The sequence below is a fragment of the Carnobacterium sp. ISL-102 genome (assembly GCF_018612935.1).
Lineage (GTDB): Bacteria > Bacillota > Bacilli > Lactobacillales > Carnobacteriaceae > Carnobacterium_B > Carnobacterium_B alterfunditum.
Map to the genome: position 1 here is coordinate 1 of NZ_JAGGRF010000011.1, position 16,211 is coordinate 16,211.

At 35.0% G+C, this 16,211-nt stretch carries 14 protein-coding genes, 1 riboswitch and 1 other annotated feature; of the genes, 9 read left to right on the forward strand and 5 right to left on the reverse strand.

What is annotated here, in order from left to right:
- The first annotated feature begins 328 nt into the window (after positions 1-328).
- The 7 genes from J7E16_RS11405 to guaC all read left to right on the forward strand — a co-directional run bounded on the left by J7E16_RS11405 (position 329) and on the right by guaC (position 6,413).
- Positions 329-988 carry a DUF7309 domain-containing protein gene (locus J7E16_RS11405; RefSeq protein WP_251006103.1) on the forward strand — a complete coding sequence of 220 codons (660 nt, stop codon included), beginning with the start codon at positions 329-331 and terminating at the stop codon, positions 986-988.
- Positions 989-1,003: 15 nt separating this feature from the next.
- Positions 1,004-1,366: a DUF6930 domain-containing protein gene (locus tag J7E16_RS11620; protein WP_251006104.1), complete on the forward strand. Its 363-nt coding sequence runs from the start codon at positions 1,004-1,006 to the stop codon at positions 1,364-1,366.
- A gap of 35 nt (positions 1,367-1,401) precedes the next feature.
- Positions 1,402-2,094, forward strand: coding sequence for an NAD(P)H-dependent oxidoreductase (locus tag J7E16_RS06685; RefSeq protein WP_214890182.1), 693 nt, complete (start codon positions 1,402-1,404; stop codon positions 2,092-2,094).
- A 1-nt stretch (position 2,095) separates the two neighbouring features.
- Positions 2,096-2,302 carry a hypothetical protein gene (locus tag J7E16_RS06690; protein WP_251006105.1) on the forward strand — a complete coding sequence of 69 codons (207 nt, stop codon included), beginning with the start codon at positions 2,096-2,098 and terminating at the stop codon, positions 2,300-2,302.
- A gap of 192 nt (positions 2,303-2,494) precedes the next feature.
- On the forward strand, positions 2,495-4,843 hold the full coding sequence (locus J7E16_RS06695) for an AraC family transcriptional regulator (RefSeq protein ID WP_214890186.1): 2,349 nt from the start codon (positions 2,495-2,497) through the stop codon (positions 4,841-4,843).
- Between the two features lie 65 nt (positions 4,844-4,908).
- A complete protein-coding gene (gene yidD / locus J7E16_RS06700; RefSeq protein ID WP_034547163.1) occupies positions 4,909-5,166 on the forward strand; it encodes a membrane protein insertion efficiency factor YidD in 258 nt (85 codons plus the stop codon).
- A 272-nt stretch (positions 5,167-5,438) separates the two neighbouring features.
- On the forward strand, positions 5,439-6,413 hold the full coding sequence (gene guaC / locus J7E16_RS06705; RefSeq protein ID WP_214890189.1) for a GMP reductase: 975 nt from the start codon (positions 5,439-5,441) through the stop codon (positions 6,411-6,413).
- A 204-nt stretch (positions 6,414-6,617) separates the two neighbouring features.
- Here guaC and tyrS read toward each other — a convergent pair whose 3' ends face one another.
- A complete protein-coding gene (gene tyrS / locus J7E16_RS06710) occupies positions 6,618-7,883 on the reverse strand; it encodes a tyrosine--tRNA ligase (protein ID WP_034547166.1) in 1,266 nt (421 codons plus the stop codon).
- Positions 7,884-7,950: 67 nt separating this feature from the next.
- Positions 7,951-8,168, reverse strand: a binding site (T-box leader).
- Positions 8,169-8,359: 191 nt separating this feature from the next.
- A riboswitch (NiCo riboswitch) is annotated at positions 8,360-8,462 on the forward strand.
- A 299-nt stretch (positions 8,463-8,761) separates the two neighbouring features.
- On the opposite strand from tyrS, the gene J7E16_RS06715 reads away from it, so the two are divergent.
- Positions 8,762-10,657 (forward strand): heavy metal translocating P-type ATPase, encoded by a 1,896-nt coding sequence (locus J7E16_RS06715; protein WP_214890192.1) that lies wholly within the window; start codon positions 8,762-8,764, stop codon positions 10,655-10,657.
- Between the two features lie 129 nt (positions 10,658-10,786).
- Here J7E16_RS06715 and J7E16_RS06720 read toward each other — a convergent pair whose 3' ends face one another.
- The 4 genes from J7E16_RS06720 to J7E16_RS06735 all read right to left on the reverse strand — a co-directional run bounded on the left by J7E16_RS06720 (position 10,787) and on the right by J7E16_RS06735 (position 14,643).
- Positions 10,787-11,209 carry a cupin domain-containing protein gene (locus J7E16_RS06720; protein ID WP_214890195.1) on the reverse strand — a complete coding sequence of 141 codons (423 nt, stop codon included), beginning with the start codon at positions 11,207-11,209 and terminating at the stop codon, positions 10,787-10,789.
- A gap of 150 nt (positions 11,210-11,359) precedes the next feature.
- Positions 11,360-12,121: an SDR family oxidoreductase gene (locus tag J7E16_RS06725; RefSeq protein WP_251006106.1), complete on the reverse strand. Its 762-nt coding sequence runs from the start codon at positions 12,119-12,121 to the stop codon at positions 11,360-11,362.
- A gap of 128 nt (positions 12,122-12,249) precedes the next feature.
- The gene (locus J7E16_RS06730; RefSeq protein WP_251006107.1) at positions 12,250-13,335 is read right to left on the reverse strand and encodes an AI-2E family transporter; all 1,086 of its coding nucleotides are present in this window, start codon (positions 13,333-13,335) and stop codon (positions 12,250-12,252) included.
- 408 nt (positions 13,336-13,743) lie between these two features.
- Complete coding sequence (locus J7E16_RS06735) at positions 13,744-14,643, reverse strand: DUF368 domain-containing protein (protein ID WP_214890201.1); 900 nt, start codon at positions 14,641-14,643, stop codon at positions 13,744-13,746.
- A 420-nt stretch (positions 14,644-15,063) separates the two neighbouring features.
- Between J7E16_RS06735 and J7E16_RS06740 the strand changes: the two genes are divergently transcribed.
- Complete coding sequence (locus J7E16_RS06740; RefSeq protein ID WP_214890204.1) at positions 15,064-16,062, forward strand: LLM class flavin-dependent oxidoreductase; 999 nt, start codon at positions 15,064-15,066, stop codon at positions 16,060-16,062.
- The last annotated feature ends 149 nt before the right edge of the window (positions 16,063-16,211 follow it).

Sequence of the window (16,211 nt, forward strand, 5' to 3'; positions counted from 1 at the left end):
TCCTTTATTATTTCATATAATTTTGTTATAATTCTATCCATAAGAAGGCCTCTTTCATCTATGTATTTGCCGCTCAGCATACATTTATGATAGAACGCCTTCTTTCTTTTTGCTAGTAAAAAATAAAATCATCTCGAGAACTATTTTACACATACGGATCAGTGGGTCAAATTAAGCAGGTCAGAGAATAAAATTGAAAATATAGAAGTCGGTTGCTTGTTGGTTTGGTATACTGTAAGTATGAAAGATAAAACACAAATAAAATTCATCCTAAAGTTTATCAAAAAGGGAAATGATATAAAAGTTAAACATGAGGGGAGAGCGCACGATGAATACTCAAATGCAATTGTATTCACTTGTAAAAAAGCTTTACCAAGCTAATCTTTGGGAAGATTATTGGGATAATGATATCATTGGTATACAATTGCCTGATCGTAAAGAACCAGTTTTTATTTCTATTTTAGGAAAAGCCGAACAAAACTTTGGGATTTTGATTTATCGTAATCTGGAAGAATTATCTTATTTTTTTGAAACAAGTAAGCGGGCTGAGGATCGCGAATTCAGCTCAGTGATGGAACTGCTCCAAACTCGGAAATGTATTTCTTTAGACTTTGAAGATCGTCAAGAAATTCCAAAAGAAGAATATGAAAAAATAAAAGCCAGCGGCATAACTTTTAGGGGAAAGAAAGCTTGGCCAGTGTTTACGGATTATAAACCAGGATATTATCCTTATATGATAGATGAAAATGATGTGCCTTTTCTGATAGCTATTTTTGAAAAGTTGGTCGAAACAGCAAATGATTTTCGGAATTCCCTGCAATTATATGAAAAAGAACAATCAACTTATAAAATGTTAATGCGCACGTATAAAAAAGATGGTTTATATGAAAATAGTTTTTATACGGTGCCTGAAGTAGTTTTAGAAGGATTATTAGATAATGAGATAGATCACGCTCCTATCAAACTGACAGAATTTGAAATGAGATGAGCAAATAATCAAAAAATGAAAAATACGATTTGGGAATTAGACATAGACTTTATTGGAGTACCAGTTGTTCCAGCGAATGGAGGACGTCCGATATTTCCTTGTTTATTAATTGTTGCAGATACTAAAGATGGTGAAATTATTTGTAGTGAATTCATTAAATTAAGGGATATTGAAAAAATTCAGCGAATCGTGATCCAGCTGATTTTGGCACAAAATGGCAGACCTCCTAAGATCGTCATCGATGCTGACCGTCATCTTAAAATTGCTGTTTATTTAGAAAAACTATTAACAGCTTTGGACATCGAATTGGTTCCGATCCAGAAACTGCCGCTATTATCTGTTGCTAAGCAAGATATGTTAGAATACTTTGAAGATTAATTTTAGTAAAAGCAAGCTATAAATGGAGGTAAAAAATGAAAACACTAGTGATTATATCTCATCCTGAGATGATGGAGTCAGGAAGTCAACAATATTTGCTGAGCTCTATTCCTGAGGGTAAGGACATAACTATCCATCACTTGGAATCTGTTTATCCTGATTTCAAGATAGATGTAGAAATGGAACAAGCATTGCTAAAGGAACATGAACGGATTATTTTTCAATTTCCTTTTTACTGGTATAGTGCTCCTGCATTATTAAAAAAATGGCAAGATGAGGTACTGACGGATGGCTTTGCATATGGTAAAAGAGGGAAAGTTCTAACTGGTAAGGAATTTGGATTAGTAATGAGCATCGGTGTAAAAGAAGAAGAATACCAACCTGGGGGACGTGAAGGATTCAGTATCGATGAGCTGACAAAACCTTTTCAAGCCATGGCTCTTAAGACAGGAATGGTATTTCTTAAAACGCTTCCTATCTTTCAATTTAGTTACTTGACAGAAGAGCAAAAAATGAATTTATTGATACGTTATCAACAGTATTTAACTCGTGAAAAAGAGGATAGTTTAAAAGCTCGAGAAAAGTGGTTTATTCAAGAATTGAAATCGACAGATACGAGCAAACTAAATGATGGAGACCAGTTTGTTCTAAACCAAGCAATTGAATTTATTGAAGAAAATCGTGATACGATCGATGAATTGAAAATCGTTTTAGATCAAATGGAGTAGAATGATCCAGAAGGTAGGGAATAAAATGGAACAAAAAGAGTGGTTGATTCAAGAATTGGAACGGTTGAGACAAACTAGCCGTGATTACAAACAAAAAGCATTGTTGATTGCAGTGAAAGATTTAATTGATGAACAAGCTGAACGGATCAGACAAATGGAAGGCGAATTGGATGGCACTTTATGGAGTCCACGCAATTGGAATGAGTAAAATAGAGTGAAACGATCATCAGAAAAAGGCAACCGTATCATGATAGGTTTAATTCAAAGTAGATTTGCTTTTTGAGTGTTAACTTTGGAGGGATCATTTCATAAATACGACTGCTTTTTTATTTCTTAGGAATTAAGGCATCGATTGTCGGATCAAAACAGGTATAATAGGAAAAAAAGAGGAGTAGTGGATATGAAAAGAGAAAGCGCAGCAGATTATGACATTAAAATGGAAAATGTCCGTTATTCTGCTCCTCAGCGGTATTATGGAACAAGAATTTTATTTGTAATCAGAGGATCGGCAACTATTTCATTTGGAGGACGCAATTATGAAATGGAAGAAAGTGATATTTTAGTTGTTAATCGAACAAATAATTATTCTGTAATGGGGAGTGAAGATAATTGCATTATTTCACTTAGTATTTCTAGTCAGTTTTTTGTGGCACATTATAAAGAATATTTTCATTATAATTTTGCCTGCTTTTCAAAAGAACTAGATACTGGCAGAGAAGGCGTGATTGCTCAATTAAGACATTTGGTAGCGGAGATCATGATCGCTGATTCAAGAAAAGAAGAAGGGAATTCATTAGAAATTCGCAGCAATTTATACCAGATCATGTTGATGATGACGCGCTTTTTTAAAAAGGAAGCGCCGCATTGGAAGGGTGTAGATACTAGCGACGAGCGAATTGCGCGAATCATTCAGTTGATCGAACAACGTTATGCAGAACCGTTGACCTTATCTGAGTTAGCAGAGTATGAAAATTTATCTTCTTCTTATTTATCTCGCTATTTCAAACAAATGACCGGTATGGGATTTTTGAATTATTTAAATCGGGTTCGGATAAAGCACAGTCTAGATGATTTATTGTATACATCAGATAATCTATTTCAAATAGCGATGAAAAATGGTTTCTCAACTGCTAAAAATTATACGGTTGTTTTTAAAACAGTTTATCAGCAAACTCCTGCTCAGTATCGAAAAGAACATCAACATGAACAATTAGAACAGCATGAAGCACTGATCAATAAAGTTGAAGCCAAAACAGTACTTGATTCTCCAACTATTTTAGATCGTTTAGCTAGTTATCTAGATGTAGGGATCGATCAGAGATACACTGTTGATGAGGATCATCTTGAAGAACGTAGGATCACCTTGAATAGTAATGAAGGGCAAGAATTAAAACGCGAAAAACATATCGTATTTATTGGGGAATTAAAAGAATTATTGAATGAAAATGTAAAAAAACAGTTGATTCTAGCTAAACAGCAATTGCGTGTGGATTTTGTAGGGATCCAAAAATTTTTTGAAGAAACAATACTGTCAACAGAACCTGAGTTAACAGAATTAGCGGTCAGCTTGCCTATATATACCAATACTGATATTGTTTTGCAGTTTTTAAAGGAACAGGGAATCTATTTATTCTTGAAGTTAGACTATAAGCAAATTAGTCAAAATGAAGATTTTTATATTAAGAAAGTCGATCAATTTATTCAGCATGCACTTCAAGTTTTTGGACGTGATTTTGTAGAAAAATGGCAAATCTTATTTTATAGTAAAGAAGGTAATTCAGTTACGTCAACTGAATTGGAGCGGATCTACTTAAAAGTCTGGCAAGTAATCAAACACAAGTCAAAAAAAATGAAAGTTGGAACTTTTTTTCCGTTTGATGAGAAACAAGAACAGCTGCCGGAAAATCAACAATGGCAAATTAAGCATGCCGATAAGATCGAATTTGTCGGTTATGAAACAGATCAAAACGAAGTAATCAATTTTGATGATATAAATGTAGAAGAATTTGCTAAGAGTCATCGCTATATTAGAGATAAAACCAAAAAAACCAAGCTATTTATGAGTCAGCATCAGATGGATAGACCGATGTTCCTTATCAACTGGAATATTTTAACCGGCAATACGCGTTATATAAACGGAACTTTCTTTAGAGGAGCCTTGATATTAAAAAAAATTCTGGAATTAGAAGGTGAAGTAGAAGGTATTGGATTTTGGATCAACAATGAAATTCATGAACGCATGCAAGATTGCTCAAATAACTTAGTGGATAGTTTGGATTTATTTCACTTTTTTAATGAAAAACACCCCACTTTTTATACCATGCGGTTTAAAGAACGGTTACGAGGAACTGTTGCAGCAAGAGGAACTGACTATATTATGACTGAAAATGAAGATGGTTATCAGCTTATTATCTTTAATGAGCGGCAATTCAGCCCACGTTATTCAATCGATGAATTATTTGTAAAAAATAGAAGTAAAGAATTGCACATTTATTTAACAGGAATAAAACCAGGTAATTACCAAATTCGCACATTGAAATTTGATCGTGATAATGGAGGATTATATCCTAAATGGTGGAATCTAAACAGCAAATACGGCATTGATCACGAATTGATGGATCATATCGTTCAATCTATTAGCCCATCGCTAGATATCAAAGATGAATATTTAAATGAAGAGTGGTCTTTTTACGCTTTATTAAATACGAATGCAATCCATCTTATTGAATTTCGTAAAGCAATCGATTAAGCAAACGAGTTTGCTTTACAAAGTTCAAACCTATGGCTATACTGTAATTTGATAGGGGGTAAACTATGAAAAAAGTATTGATTACTGGTATTAAAGGCTATCAAAAAGGCATTTCACCTTTATTCCAACCAAGTTGCCGCTATTATCCAACCTGCTCGCATTATGCCATTGAAGCTATTGAGAAACACGGTGCAATTAAAGGTACTGTGATGGGAACAGCTCGTATTTTAAGGTGTCATCCTTTTATTAAAGGAGGATACGACCCCGTTCCGAACAAGTTCACTTTAAGAAGGAATAGAGAAATTAAAACAGTAAAAAAATGACAACATAAGCTGATACATTTTTTGAGAGATCAGCTTATTTTTCTGTGTCTGATCGTTTCAAGTTGATAAAAGAGATGAAACGGTTTCTTTTTCTAAAAATTCATAAAAAAAGAGCAAACAACTTTGACAAACCTTTTAATATAGTGTAAATTGTCTTAGGGACGAAATATGAATAAATGATAAAGTGATATTGTTCGTGTTATTGATATTTGCGGAAAAAGTAACTAACAGCCTGAAAATTAGAGCTATGACAGAAAGAGGTTAAGGAAAAGATGAAAGTTTTTGACTATGAAGATGTCCAACTTATTCCTAATAAAAGTATCGTAAGAAGTAGAACTGAATGTGATACAACGATTGAATTTGGCGGAAGAAGATTTAATTTACCAGTCGTACCGGCTAATATGCAAACGGTTATTGATGAAACGTTAGCTATTTGGTTAGCTGAAAATGATTTCTTCTATGTTATGCACCGTTTTGATGAAGGAGACAGAATTCCTTTTATCCAACGAATGAGTGAAAAAGGATTATATTCTTCAATTAGTGTAGGTGTAAAAGATACAGAATATCTATTTATTGAAACATTAGCGAAAGAAAAGTTAGTACCAGAATACATCACGATCGATATTGCTCATGGGCATTCTGACTTAGTGATCAATATGATCCACTATATCAAGAAATATTTACCTGGAACATTTCTGATTGCCGGAAATGTTGGTACTCCTGAGGCAGTTCGTGAGTTAGAAAACGCTGGGGCAGATGCAACCAAAGTGGGTATTGGACCAGGAAAAGTATGCATCACAAAATTAAAAACAGGCTTTGGTACTGGAGGTTGGCAATTAGCTGCACTACGTATCTGTGCTAAAGCTGCAAGAAAACCATTGATTGCAGATGGTGGAGTACGCGATCATGGTGATATAGCTAAATCGATTCGTTTTGGAGCATCTATGGTTATGATGGGTTCTTTATTCTCAGGGCATGATCAATCTCCAGGAAAAATGATCGAAAAAGACGGAAAAAAGTATAAAGAGTATTTTGGTAGTGCTTCAGAATACCAAAAAGGCGAACATAAGAATGTTGAAGGCAAAAAAATTCTTGTAGAACACAAAGGTGATATTGCTGAGACATTATTGGAAATGAAACAAGATCTGCAATCTTCTATTTCATATGCTGGTGGAAAAGATGTAGAATCTCTTCGTAAAGTAGATTATGTGATCGTTAAAAATTCGATTTTTAATGGAGATCGTTAAAAAATAATCAATAAGTTGTACGAAAGTGACAAATAGTCGTTACGATCAATTGATGAAGCATTAAAAAGTCTTTAAAAACAAACGTAAAACTAAAAAAACTTCGAGTTCTCTAAAAAAGAGAACTCGAAGTTTTTTTGCATTTCTTTTCTATTAGTATAAAAACTGCCTGATGTAGTAAGCAGTCAATAGACGAGATACTGCTTTTTAAACTAATTTGATTAAGAAATATTTTTTCTTTCCTTTGCGAATGAGGATAAAGCGTTCATCAAAAGAGTTTTCAGGTTTAACGATGGCTTCAACATCGGTAACCTTTTCACCGTTCATTGATAAAGCCCCGTTTTTGATATCTTCACGAGCTTGACGTCTAGAAGGTTCTATACCAACTACATCAACTAACCATTCAACAATATTCCATTCTTCTTTTGGAGCTTCAAAAGTAGGCATATTCTTGAAGCCTTCTTCAATTTGATCAGCTGTTAACTCTTTTACATTACCAGAAAAAAGAGCCGCAGTGATCTTTTCAGCGTCCATCAAAGCTTGTTCTCCATGAACAAACAATGTCATTTCACGAGCCAATGTTTTTTGAGCTTCGCGTTTATGTGGCTCAGCTGCTATTTTTTCACCTAAAGCTTCAATTTCTTCTTTTGTTAAGAAAGTAAAGTACTTCAAGTATTTCACCACATCACGGTCATCCTGATTTAACCAAAATTGGTAAAATTCATAAGGAGTGGTTTTTTCTGGATCTAACCAAATAGCACCACCAGCAGTTTTTCCAAACTTAGTTCCGTCCGCTTTTAACATTAATGGAATGGTCAACCCATAGGCTTCAGCCTCAGGACCTTCTTGTTTACGGATGTATTCTAAACCAGCCGTAATATTTCCCCATTGGTCTGCACCGCCAATTTGTAATTGAACATCTTCATGTTGGTATAAGTGTAAGAAATCAATTGATTGCAAAATTTGATAAGTAAATTCAGTAAATGAAATACCAGTTTCCAAACGACTAGCGACAATGTCTTTAGACAACATCGTGTTGACGTTAAAACTTTTCCCGATATTGCGTAAGAAATCGAGTAAAGAGATTTCTTTTGTCCAATCCAAATTGTTTACCATACGAATAGATTCTTCGTTTTTACCTGCATCAAATAGTTTTTCCATTTGGTAAGTTAATTTATTGACATTATATTGAACTTGTTCGCTGGTCTGTAGAACGCGTTCTTCTGATTTTCCACTTGGATCGCCGATTGAACCAGTAGCACCACCAATAACGATGACTGGACGGTGACCAGCTAATTGAAATCTTTTCAAGATCATGAAAGGAATCAAATGACCAATATGCATGCTATCACCAGTTGGATCAACCCCACAGTATAATCCTACTTTTTTTTGGTTGATCAATTTTTTCAATCCTTCTTCATCTGTTTGTTGATTAATGGCATCACGCCATTCTAGTTCATCAATAATGTTCATTTTTCCAGCTCCTTATATACCTATTTTTTGCATAAAAAAGCCCGATAAAAAAGATTTATCTCTTTTTTATCGGGACGAAATTTTCCGTGTTACCACCCAAATTGCAGTCTGTTTTCAAAGCAAAACATAGCCGCCACTCATTTACTGTTAACGGGGTAATCCGCTTGAGGTTAATCAAGTTACTCCAGAGTGTATTTCACAAGTTGGTTTGTGCCCATTTCCATCATTCATAGGCTTTCTATTAAACAGGGACCAAATGCTACTAAGCTCTTTCATTGTAAGTTGTTTTGATATTGATTTTAGTATAGATGAAGCCAAGACAATTTGTCAATCTTGTTTTTGAATTTCCCTGTTTTCTAGACTTTTTCTTTATAAAGAAGTATCGAGCTGTTGATATTTTTTTTGAAAAATGATAGTATACCTAGTATAAAGCTAATTTAATTTTCTTTTCGGACTTCTTATTTAGAACCGAAAAGGCATTTAAATCTGAACAGGCGGTAAACCTTTGAGGTTTGTGCAGCCGGACCACCAGATGCGTGGTAGCAGAGTAGTGCAAAAAGGCACACCTGTGGGACAGTAACATTGTCCTACAAGTGTGCCTTTTTTTTGTACTTTTATATAAAGGAGGCAAGGTTTCAACAGGTTGTTTAATAAATGGTATTGGTGGACTAAACTATTATTTTTTAAAGGAGTAATGTTATCTGAAGGTTAAAAGGTTGAAGAATAAAGCTCTCAAACGGTACTATAAATCTATAAACAAATCCGTCATAGTAGAAGAATTTTCATATCATTTATTTAACTAATTTACCTACACTTAAAATGATAGATACTTTCAATAGCAGGTTAGAAAAATTGTTTTTTAGAAAGGAAAGATGAAAATGGTGAATTTTTTAGTCAAAACACGGGTAGGACAATTTTTGATCATAGGTATTTTCTTTACGATCATCGGATTTATATTGGATCCTTTTGGAGGTCTTTATAGCCAATTTTCATTTTACTTTGCCATTTTATTTTTAGGTTTCTTTGCCGCAAAAAAGGCTATAGTAGAAACGATCTACTCTCACTCACCCAATGTTGATTTACTGATGATTTTAGCGGCATTGGGAGCTTGCGTGATCAATTATGAGTCAGAGGGAGCGGTCTTATTATTGATTTTTGCCGGATCAGAAGCCCTAGAAGCTTATGCTACCAATAAATCAAATAGTGCTATTTCCGAACTAATGGCCCATGTCCCGTCCGTAGCCCAAGTATTAAAAGAGAATGGGGAAGTTGTTGAAGTAGCGACAGAGGTCTTACAAGTTGGGGATATTGTGGTCGTTTCAAAAGGAGCTCAAATACCCATTGATGGATATGCTGACCGAAAAACACAAATCAATGAAGCTGCCCTAACCGGTGAATCTTTGCCTGCTGAAAAGGAAGAAGGGGATGAAGTTTTTTCAGGAACCTTCAATGAAGGCAACTCGTTCCATCTTAAAGTGAATAAAACAAGCGATCAAACGGTCTTTTCGAATATTATTCGGATGGTAGAAGAAGCACAAAATAGGCCCTCAAAAATTTCGAAATTCATTGACCGGATTGAGTCAAGATACGTAATAGCCGTTCTAATTGCTGTACCGCTCTTCATAATGACGCTATACTATTTCAACGACCTTACTTTCCAAGAAGCCTTTTACCGGGGGATGGTTTTATTAACTGTTGCTAGTCCTTGTGCTTTGGTCGCTTCTGCTACACCAGCAACACTCAGTGCTATCAGTAATGGAGCAAAAAACGGCGTACTGGTAAAAGGTGGTGCAGCGATGGAAGCTTTGAATACGATGGATATTTTGTACAGCGATAAAACAGGTACGCTAACTTTTGGTGACTTTCAAGTTCTGGATCATGAAGTGCCGGAGGATATTATTAGTGAAGTGGTTTATATGGAACAACAATCTGATCACCCAATCGCAAACGCAATTGTTAAATCGTTTGAAAACGTAGATTTTGGAGGGGTCGACTTTTCAGAACCTGTTGAGGAAGTAGCTGGTTCTGGTGTTAGAAAAGGCGATATCAAAGTAGGAAAGCCGAGTGCTTTCGAAGGGTACCGCGATAAAAAGCATTATCTTAATAAAATAGCCGAGGGAAATACGACTATTTTTGTTGCAAAAGGCAATGAAATTGTGGGTTATTTATCGCTTTCCGACCAAATACGTCATGAAGCGGTAGAAGCCGTCTCTGGTTTCCAAAAAGAGGGTATTCAAGTTGTTTTATTGACCGGGGACAACGAAAAGGTAGCTTTGAAAGTTGCTAAAGAAGTGAAAGTCAACGATTATGTAGCAAACTGTTCGCCAGAAGATAAGATCAATTACATTTTAGAGAGTCAGAAAAATGACAAAGTAGTAGGGATGATTGGTGACGGAATAAATGATGCACCTGCATTGGCAAATGCTGATATTGGTATTGCCATGGGGAGTGGTTCGTCAGTGGCGATGGAGTCGGCTGATGTAGTGATCGTCAAAAATGATTTAGCTAAATTATTGTACAGTTACCAATTAAGCAGCAGATTAAACCGGATCATTAAGCAAAATGTTATCTTCTCAATAAGTATTATTGTGATGCTGATCTTTTTAAATCTTTTTGGCTACTTGGATCTGCCAATAGGTGTCGTCTTCCATGAAGGGTCAACAATTTTGGTTATTTTAAATGGATTACGGTTATTGCATCGAGATAAAAAAAGAGTATTACAAGATGAGCCAATAAAAACTAAATACAAAGATGAAAAAAAAGAATCATTTTAAGTTGATGAACGTCGGAAAAATTTGATTAGATTAATTTTCTTGTGGGATAATTGTCAAAAAAATAAAAAACCCCAAAAAGTTGGAACGATATGTTCAACTTTTTTGGGTTTTTTATTTTATTTATGATTCTTATTGTTCGTTTGGATCATTTTCTGCATCTTCATGAGTTGGATGAACGGTTCCCTCAACATGATCAGGTCCAGCATAAATGGTATATAATTTTAAAGGTTTAGTTCCTGTATTTTTGATGTTATGCCACATATCTGCTGGAACAAATACGGCTTCATCATCAGAAACAGACTGCTCGAAATCCAAGTTATCTTCAGTAGGACCCATTTGACATAGTCCTTGTCCTTCTTCAATACGGATAAATTGATCGATTCCATGATGAACTTCTAAGCCAATATCATCGTTCGGTGGAATAGACATTACCGTTGCTTGTAATTTTTCTCCCGTCCAGATCGTTGTACGATAATTATCGTTTTGAACGGTTGCATCTTCAATATTTACTATATAAGGTTTTTTACCATGATCTTTAAAATCGATTGTCATAAGCTCCACTCCTTCTATTGATAATGATTGTTTATTTGTATCAATTACAAACTAATCTTATCAAATTATTATCTGTAAAGCAAGGATTCTTACTCTTGTCTGATAATTTACTATACCTTCCAGTTCTTTAAAATAAATAGAGTAATTAAATCAGTAAGCTGACCATCCGCCGTCTGCAGTGAGTACCGTACCATTGACGAAGTTGGATTCAGCTGATGCTAGGAAAAGAGCAACTGCAGCAATATCTTCTGGTTGACCAAAACTTGGGCTTAAAGCCAGTCCGGGTTGAGTCTTTTCCATTCCAAATTGATTGATATCTCCCATCGATGCTGCAATATTTGTAGCTACTCCACCAGGAGCAATGGCATTGCAACGGATATTTTCTTTAGCATACATGAAAGCAGTGTTTTTGGTCAGACCTACAAGGGCATGTTTTGAAGTGGTGTAGGCAACACCCGCACGAGCGCCATAAAGTCCTCCCAAAGAAGCGATATTGATGATAATACCTGATTTCTGTTCTTTAAAAATAGGGATAGCTTTGCGGATAGAGCGCATAACGCCAAATACATTTATATCCATGACTTTTTGCCATTTTTCATCAGAGATATCTCCGATTGGTTCAAAACCATCCATGATTCCAGCATTGTTCACAAGAATATCTAAAGACCCAAATTTTTCAAGCGTAACATCGATCATCCAATCAGTATCTTCTTTTTTAGAGACATCCACTTTTAAGGCAACAGCTGAATTCTGGCGTAAACTATTCAATTCATCAGCAACTTTTTTTACGCCTTCTTCATTACAATCGGCTAAAATAATATTGGCCCCTTCTTTGGCAAATAAGCGAGCGATCGCCTCACCAATTCCTCCAGCAGACCCTGTAACGATAACTGATTTGTTCTCCAATTTCATATTAAGCCCTCCCATCTATACTCGTATTTTAGTCTCCTCGTAAAATAAAGTAAAATATCTTGTACTGGTAGACTCCTTTAGTTCTTGAAGTGAGGATTAAGGTCCAGATAGTATAAATAATGCTTTTATTAGTGATTTTCGGCAGTGGTTTGCGTGTTTTTAATATAAACAACTATTGTTTTGATCACAGCAAAAGCGGGAACACCGAAAATGATCCCAACAATTCCAAGCATTTTTCCTGCTACTAATAAAATGAAAATAATCGTTAATGGATGAATAGCTAATGATCTCCCAACAAATTTTGGTGTCAGTAAATTGACATCAAGTTGTTGAACAACTAGTACGATCAAGGTGACTAGTAAAGCTGCTGTTGGAGAAATAGTTAAGGCAACGATAAATGCTGGTACAGCACCAATAAAGGGGCCAATAAAAGGAATAAGATTAGTAAATCCATTAACAATTGCCAATAACAAGGTGTAAGGCAGCCCTATCAGTAGAAAACCAAAATAGATCAAGATAGCAACGACGATACTCGCTAAACCTTTCCCACTGATGTAGGCAGTAATGATAAGATTTGTCTGATGTAGTAATTCAAAGACATGTTTTTGATATTTATCGGGAAATAAACGGGTAGCAGCTAATTGTAATTTTTCACCGTCATGGAACATATAGAATAAGACAATTGGCACCGTGATCAAGACGATCGTTAAGTTGGCCACTCCTGCAATAATGGAACTAATGCTGGTTGTGAAACTAGATAAAATTGTTTTGGAAAAAGCGTCAAGTGAAAGGTTTAACCGATTTAAAGTTCCCTCCAGATCAACATTATCAAATATAGAGAATGATGCAATATGTTTTGTTTGAATCTCAATATCTGAAAGAATAGCGGGACTATTTTCAATTAAATCAGATAGCTGACCCATCAGGACGGGGAAAGTTTTAATAATAAACAGGATTGCTCCGCTAAGAAATAGAAACATAACTAAAATAATAGCGTAACTGCGTTTGATTTTTAATTTTTGCATCACTTTAATCAAGGGATTCAACAAGTAAAATAAAAATCCGGCACTTATAACTGGAATAAAAAGTGTCGAAAATAAAACAAGTACGGGCTGGAAAACAAAGCTGATCTTAGTTGCAATATAAATAATGAGAACCATTGCTAAGACCCACAGTGTCCATAGTAATAATTTTGACTGTTTAAGATAATTCATGAAAATAGTCTCCTTCTTAAGTTGGTTTATTTAATTTATTTATGCTGTTAGATTAAAGTGGAGTGAATCTAATAAAGAGTTAGAGGCAATCAAAAAAAGAAACGTAAGTGTTCATTAATAGTGCAAGTATGCGTTACTTTTGAATGCAACAACTGCTAGCTTTATAATAACATAGCTGCTAACGTAAACTGATAAAAGCTAGGTCGATTATTAACTATTTTTAAAAAACAAACTAGACAAATCGGTTTGACTAAATGTGACTTTAAGTAATAGTAGATAATCAAAAAAGAGTTTTAGACAGCTAGTGTCTAAAACTCTTTTGTTTATCCCCACTAGAAGAAGAGGGATATACAGACCACCCTATTTGAGACTATTTTTTCTGATACATGTGGGAAAATCAATTGGTATCTAATTGGTTTCGTTTTTACCTAATTGATAAATACCGTAATAACAAATAACCAACAGTACTATTCCTACAACAGCAAAAGGTAGTGCTTGAGTAGTTTGTAAATCATTCAGTGCCTTTGTATTCATCAAAATGGCGAATGGCGAAGCAATCACTAAACCTAATATTCCGCTATAAGTTACTGAACTATAATGTTCAAATAAAAATTCGATTGCTTTACTGATTAAAAAGATACCGATCAAAACACCCAAACTAAAGACCGACAGAAGAATAAAGTTAGGCAACAATGAATCCATATCACCTGTCCGTAAAGCAGTTATGAAGAGTGTTATAGTATTGATGATCAAATAGTAATAGCCTAAAACCATTAAGATCAACGACCCGCTTACCCCAGGAATTATCATCGTTGCGGATGCAATAATTCCTATGATGAATAACTTGATCAAACTTAAGGGATCTAATTGAATGGCGGTTAGAGCGGTTCCTGATTCCTGTAGTATAGGGAGTACGATAACAACTAACACAAACATAAGAGTAAAAGCAATAATGTGGCTAATCGAAATTGTCTGCTTTTGTTTCTCTAAACCCTTTTGAAAAGATTCCCATAAACCTGGAATACCACCCAAAATCAGGCCTATAAAAGCTAAGGCTGTTGGCAAAGTATATGAACTTAATAAGAATTCGATGGTATAGGTAAATGCAATAATACCAACGCCTGCCCCTACTAAGATAGGAGCTAATGTTTTTAAACTAGCTTTCCAATTTTTAAATAGATGACTAATTGAAGAGATCAAACGATCGTAAATATCCAAGGAGACTGCCATCGTTCCTCCGCTTACACCGGGAATGATATTAGCTATCCCTATAATAATACCTTTTAAAAAATCGATTAAATATGTCATGTTCATACTCCTTTTTCTTGGTCTGCATAAATCTAGCTTCACTAACTTTACCAAATATATTCCCTTTCGTACATGTTTATTCTAGTATTTGCTATTCAGTTTAACTTTTTACGAGCTAAACTTGTTTTATAGCAATTCTTTTATTTGAAATAAGTCTTTAGAATAAAAATTAATTTGGTTTTTTTTAATAGCATCTCTTATCCTGCTGAGCAATATATTTTGGAATAGTTGAAACCTCCTATACTATTGAAGGAGTTGCCAGGATGAGCTAAGAACCCTCTTTAACTTGTGAGTATAGAAATCTTCTAAGCGTTTCTCTATAATGATGAACATAAGAACAAAGATACTTTCTCTTTGGTGAATAAATAATTCGATAGATACTAGTTAAAGGTTTTAGAATGAAGAAGGAGTGGGGAAATAGTGAGATTAAGTGTATTAGATCAAGCACCGATAACAAGCGGGAATACAGCTGTAGATGCCTTAGCAAAAGCTGAAGAATTGGCTGTTTTAGCAGACGAATTAGGGTATACACGTATGTGGATGGCAGAACATCATGGGACAAATGGTTTTGCAAGTTCAGCTCCTGAAATCACTGCTGCGCATTTAGCGGCAAAAACGAAAAATATTCGGATCGGTACGGGTGGCGTCATGATGATGCACTATTCACCTTTGAAATTAGCAGAGGTCTTTAAGACGTTAAGTGCTTTTTCGCCAGGACGAATCGATTTTGGAGTAGGACGTGCTCCAGGTGGTGATAATAACTCTATTTATGCTTTATCAGAAGGCCGTCAACCTATGTTGGATAATATGTATGAAAAATTTGATACAGCTTTAAAATTAATTAATGATGAAGTGCCTAAAGAACGAATTTACACCCGAACGATTGCTACTCCTTCACACGTTCAATTGCCCGAAGCGTGGCTTCTTGGTTCGAGTGGCAGCAGTGCACGAAAAGCTGCTCAAATGGGAGTAGGCTATTCATTTGCTCAATTCTTTATGGGGGGGATGACTAAAGACATCTTGGATGAATATAAAGTTAATTTTCAGCCCTCTCCATTTATGGAAAAACCATATATTAATGTAGCTTATCTTGTTACAACAGCTGAAACGAGAGAAGAAGCTGAGTATGAGGCAAAGCCTCAAGATATCGCACGTCTATTGATGGGAAGAGGTCAGATGGGTCAATTGATGACACCTGAAGAAGCACAACACTACCCCTTGACCGAAATTGATAAATTAACAATAAAACAAGGGCGTGAACTGCATTTGGTAGGTACGCCAAAAGAAATTGCTGCGAAATTGATAGAAGATCAAGAGAAATATGGTTTTGATGAAGCTATGATTTGCAGCATTACTCATTCACAAGAAAAGCGATTAAACGTCTATCGTTTATTAGCAAAAGAACTGTTGAATAAATAAAAAAGAATTTAATGAATATTAAGTTAAAGGACACTTCCACCATTGAATAGTCACTGGTTGGAGGTGTTCTTTTTTGCGTTTATTAATAAAAAATGAGAATAAACGATAAAAATTCAATGGTATATAAATGAAGCAAATAAAGGGTTTTT

Excerpts from the sequence above, each read along its gene's own strand:
- J7E16_RS11405 (WP_251006103.1), top strand. The coding sequence starts at position 329 with ATGAATACTCAAATGCAATTGTATTCACTTGTAAAAAAGCTTTACCAA.
- J7E16_RS11620 (WP_251006104.1), top strand. The coding sequence starts at position 1,004 with ATGAAAAATACGATTTGGGAATTAGACATAGACTTTATTGGAGTACCA.
- J7E16_RS06685 (WP_214890182.1), top strand. The coding sequence starts at position 1,402 with ATGAAAACACTAGTGATTATATCTCATCCTGAGATGATGGAGTCAGGA.
- J7E16_RS06690 (WP_251006105.1), top strand. The coding sequence starts at position 2,096 with ATGATCCAGAAGGTAGGGAATAAAATGGAACAAAAAGAGTGGTTGATT.
- J7E16_RS06695 (WP_214890186.1), top strand. The coding sequence starts at position 2,495 with ATGAAAAGAGAAAGCGCAGCAGATTATGACATTAAAATGGAAAATGTC.
- yidD (WP_034547163.1), top strand. The coding sequence starts at position 4,909 with ATGAAAAAAGTATTGATTACTGGTATTAAAGGCTATCAAAAAGGCATT.
- guaC (WP_214890189.1), top strand. The coding sequence starts at position 5,439 with ATGAAAGTTTTTGACTATGAAGATGTCCAACTTATTCCTAATAAAAGT.
- tyrS (WP_034547166.1), bottom strand. The coding sequence starts at position 7,883 with ATGAACATTATTGATGAACTAGAATGGCGTGATGCCATTAATCAACAA.
- J7E16_RS06715 (WP_214890192.1), top strand. The coding sequence starts at position 8,762 with ATGGTGAATTTTTTAGTCAAAACACGGGTAGGACAATTTTTGATCATA.
- J7E16_RS06720 (WP_214890195.1), bottom strand. The coding sequence starts at position 11,209 with ATGACAATCGATTTTAAAGATCATGGTAAAAAACCTTATATAGTAAAT.
- J7E16_RS06725 (WP_251006106.1), bottom strand. The coding sequence starts at position 12,121 with ATGAAATTGGAGAACAAATCAGTTATCGTTACAGGGTCTGCTGGAGGA.
- J7E16_RS06730 (WP_251006107.1), bottom strand. The coding sequence starts at position 13,335 with ATGAATTATCTTAAACAGTCAAAATTATTACTATGGACACTGTGGGTC.
- J7E16_RS06735 (WP_214890201.1), bottom strand. The coding sequence starts at position 14,643 with ATGACATATTTAATCGATTTTTTAAAAGGTATTATTATAGGGATAGCT.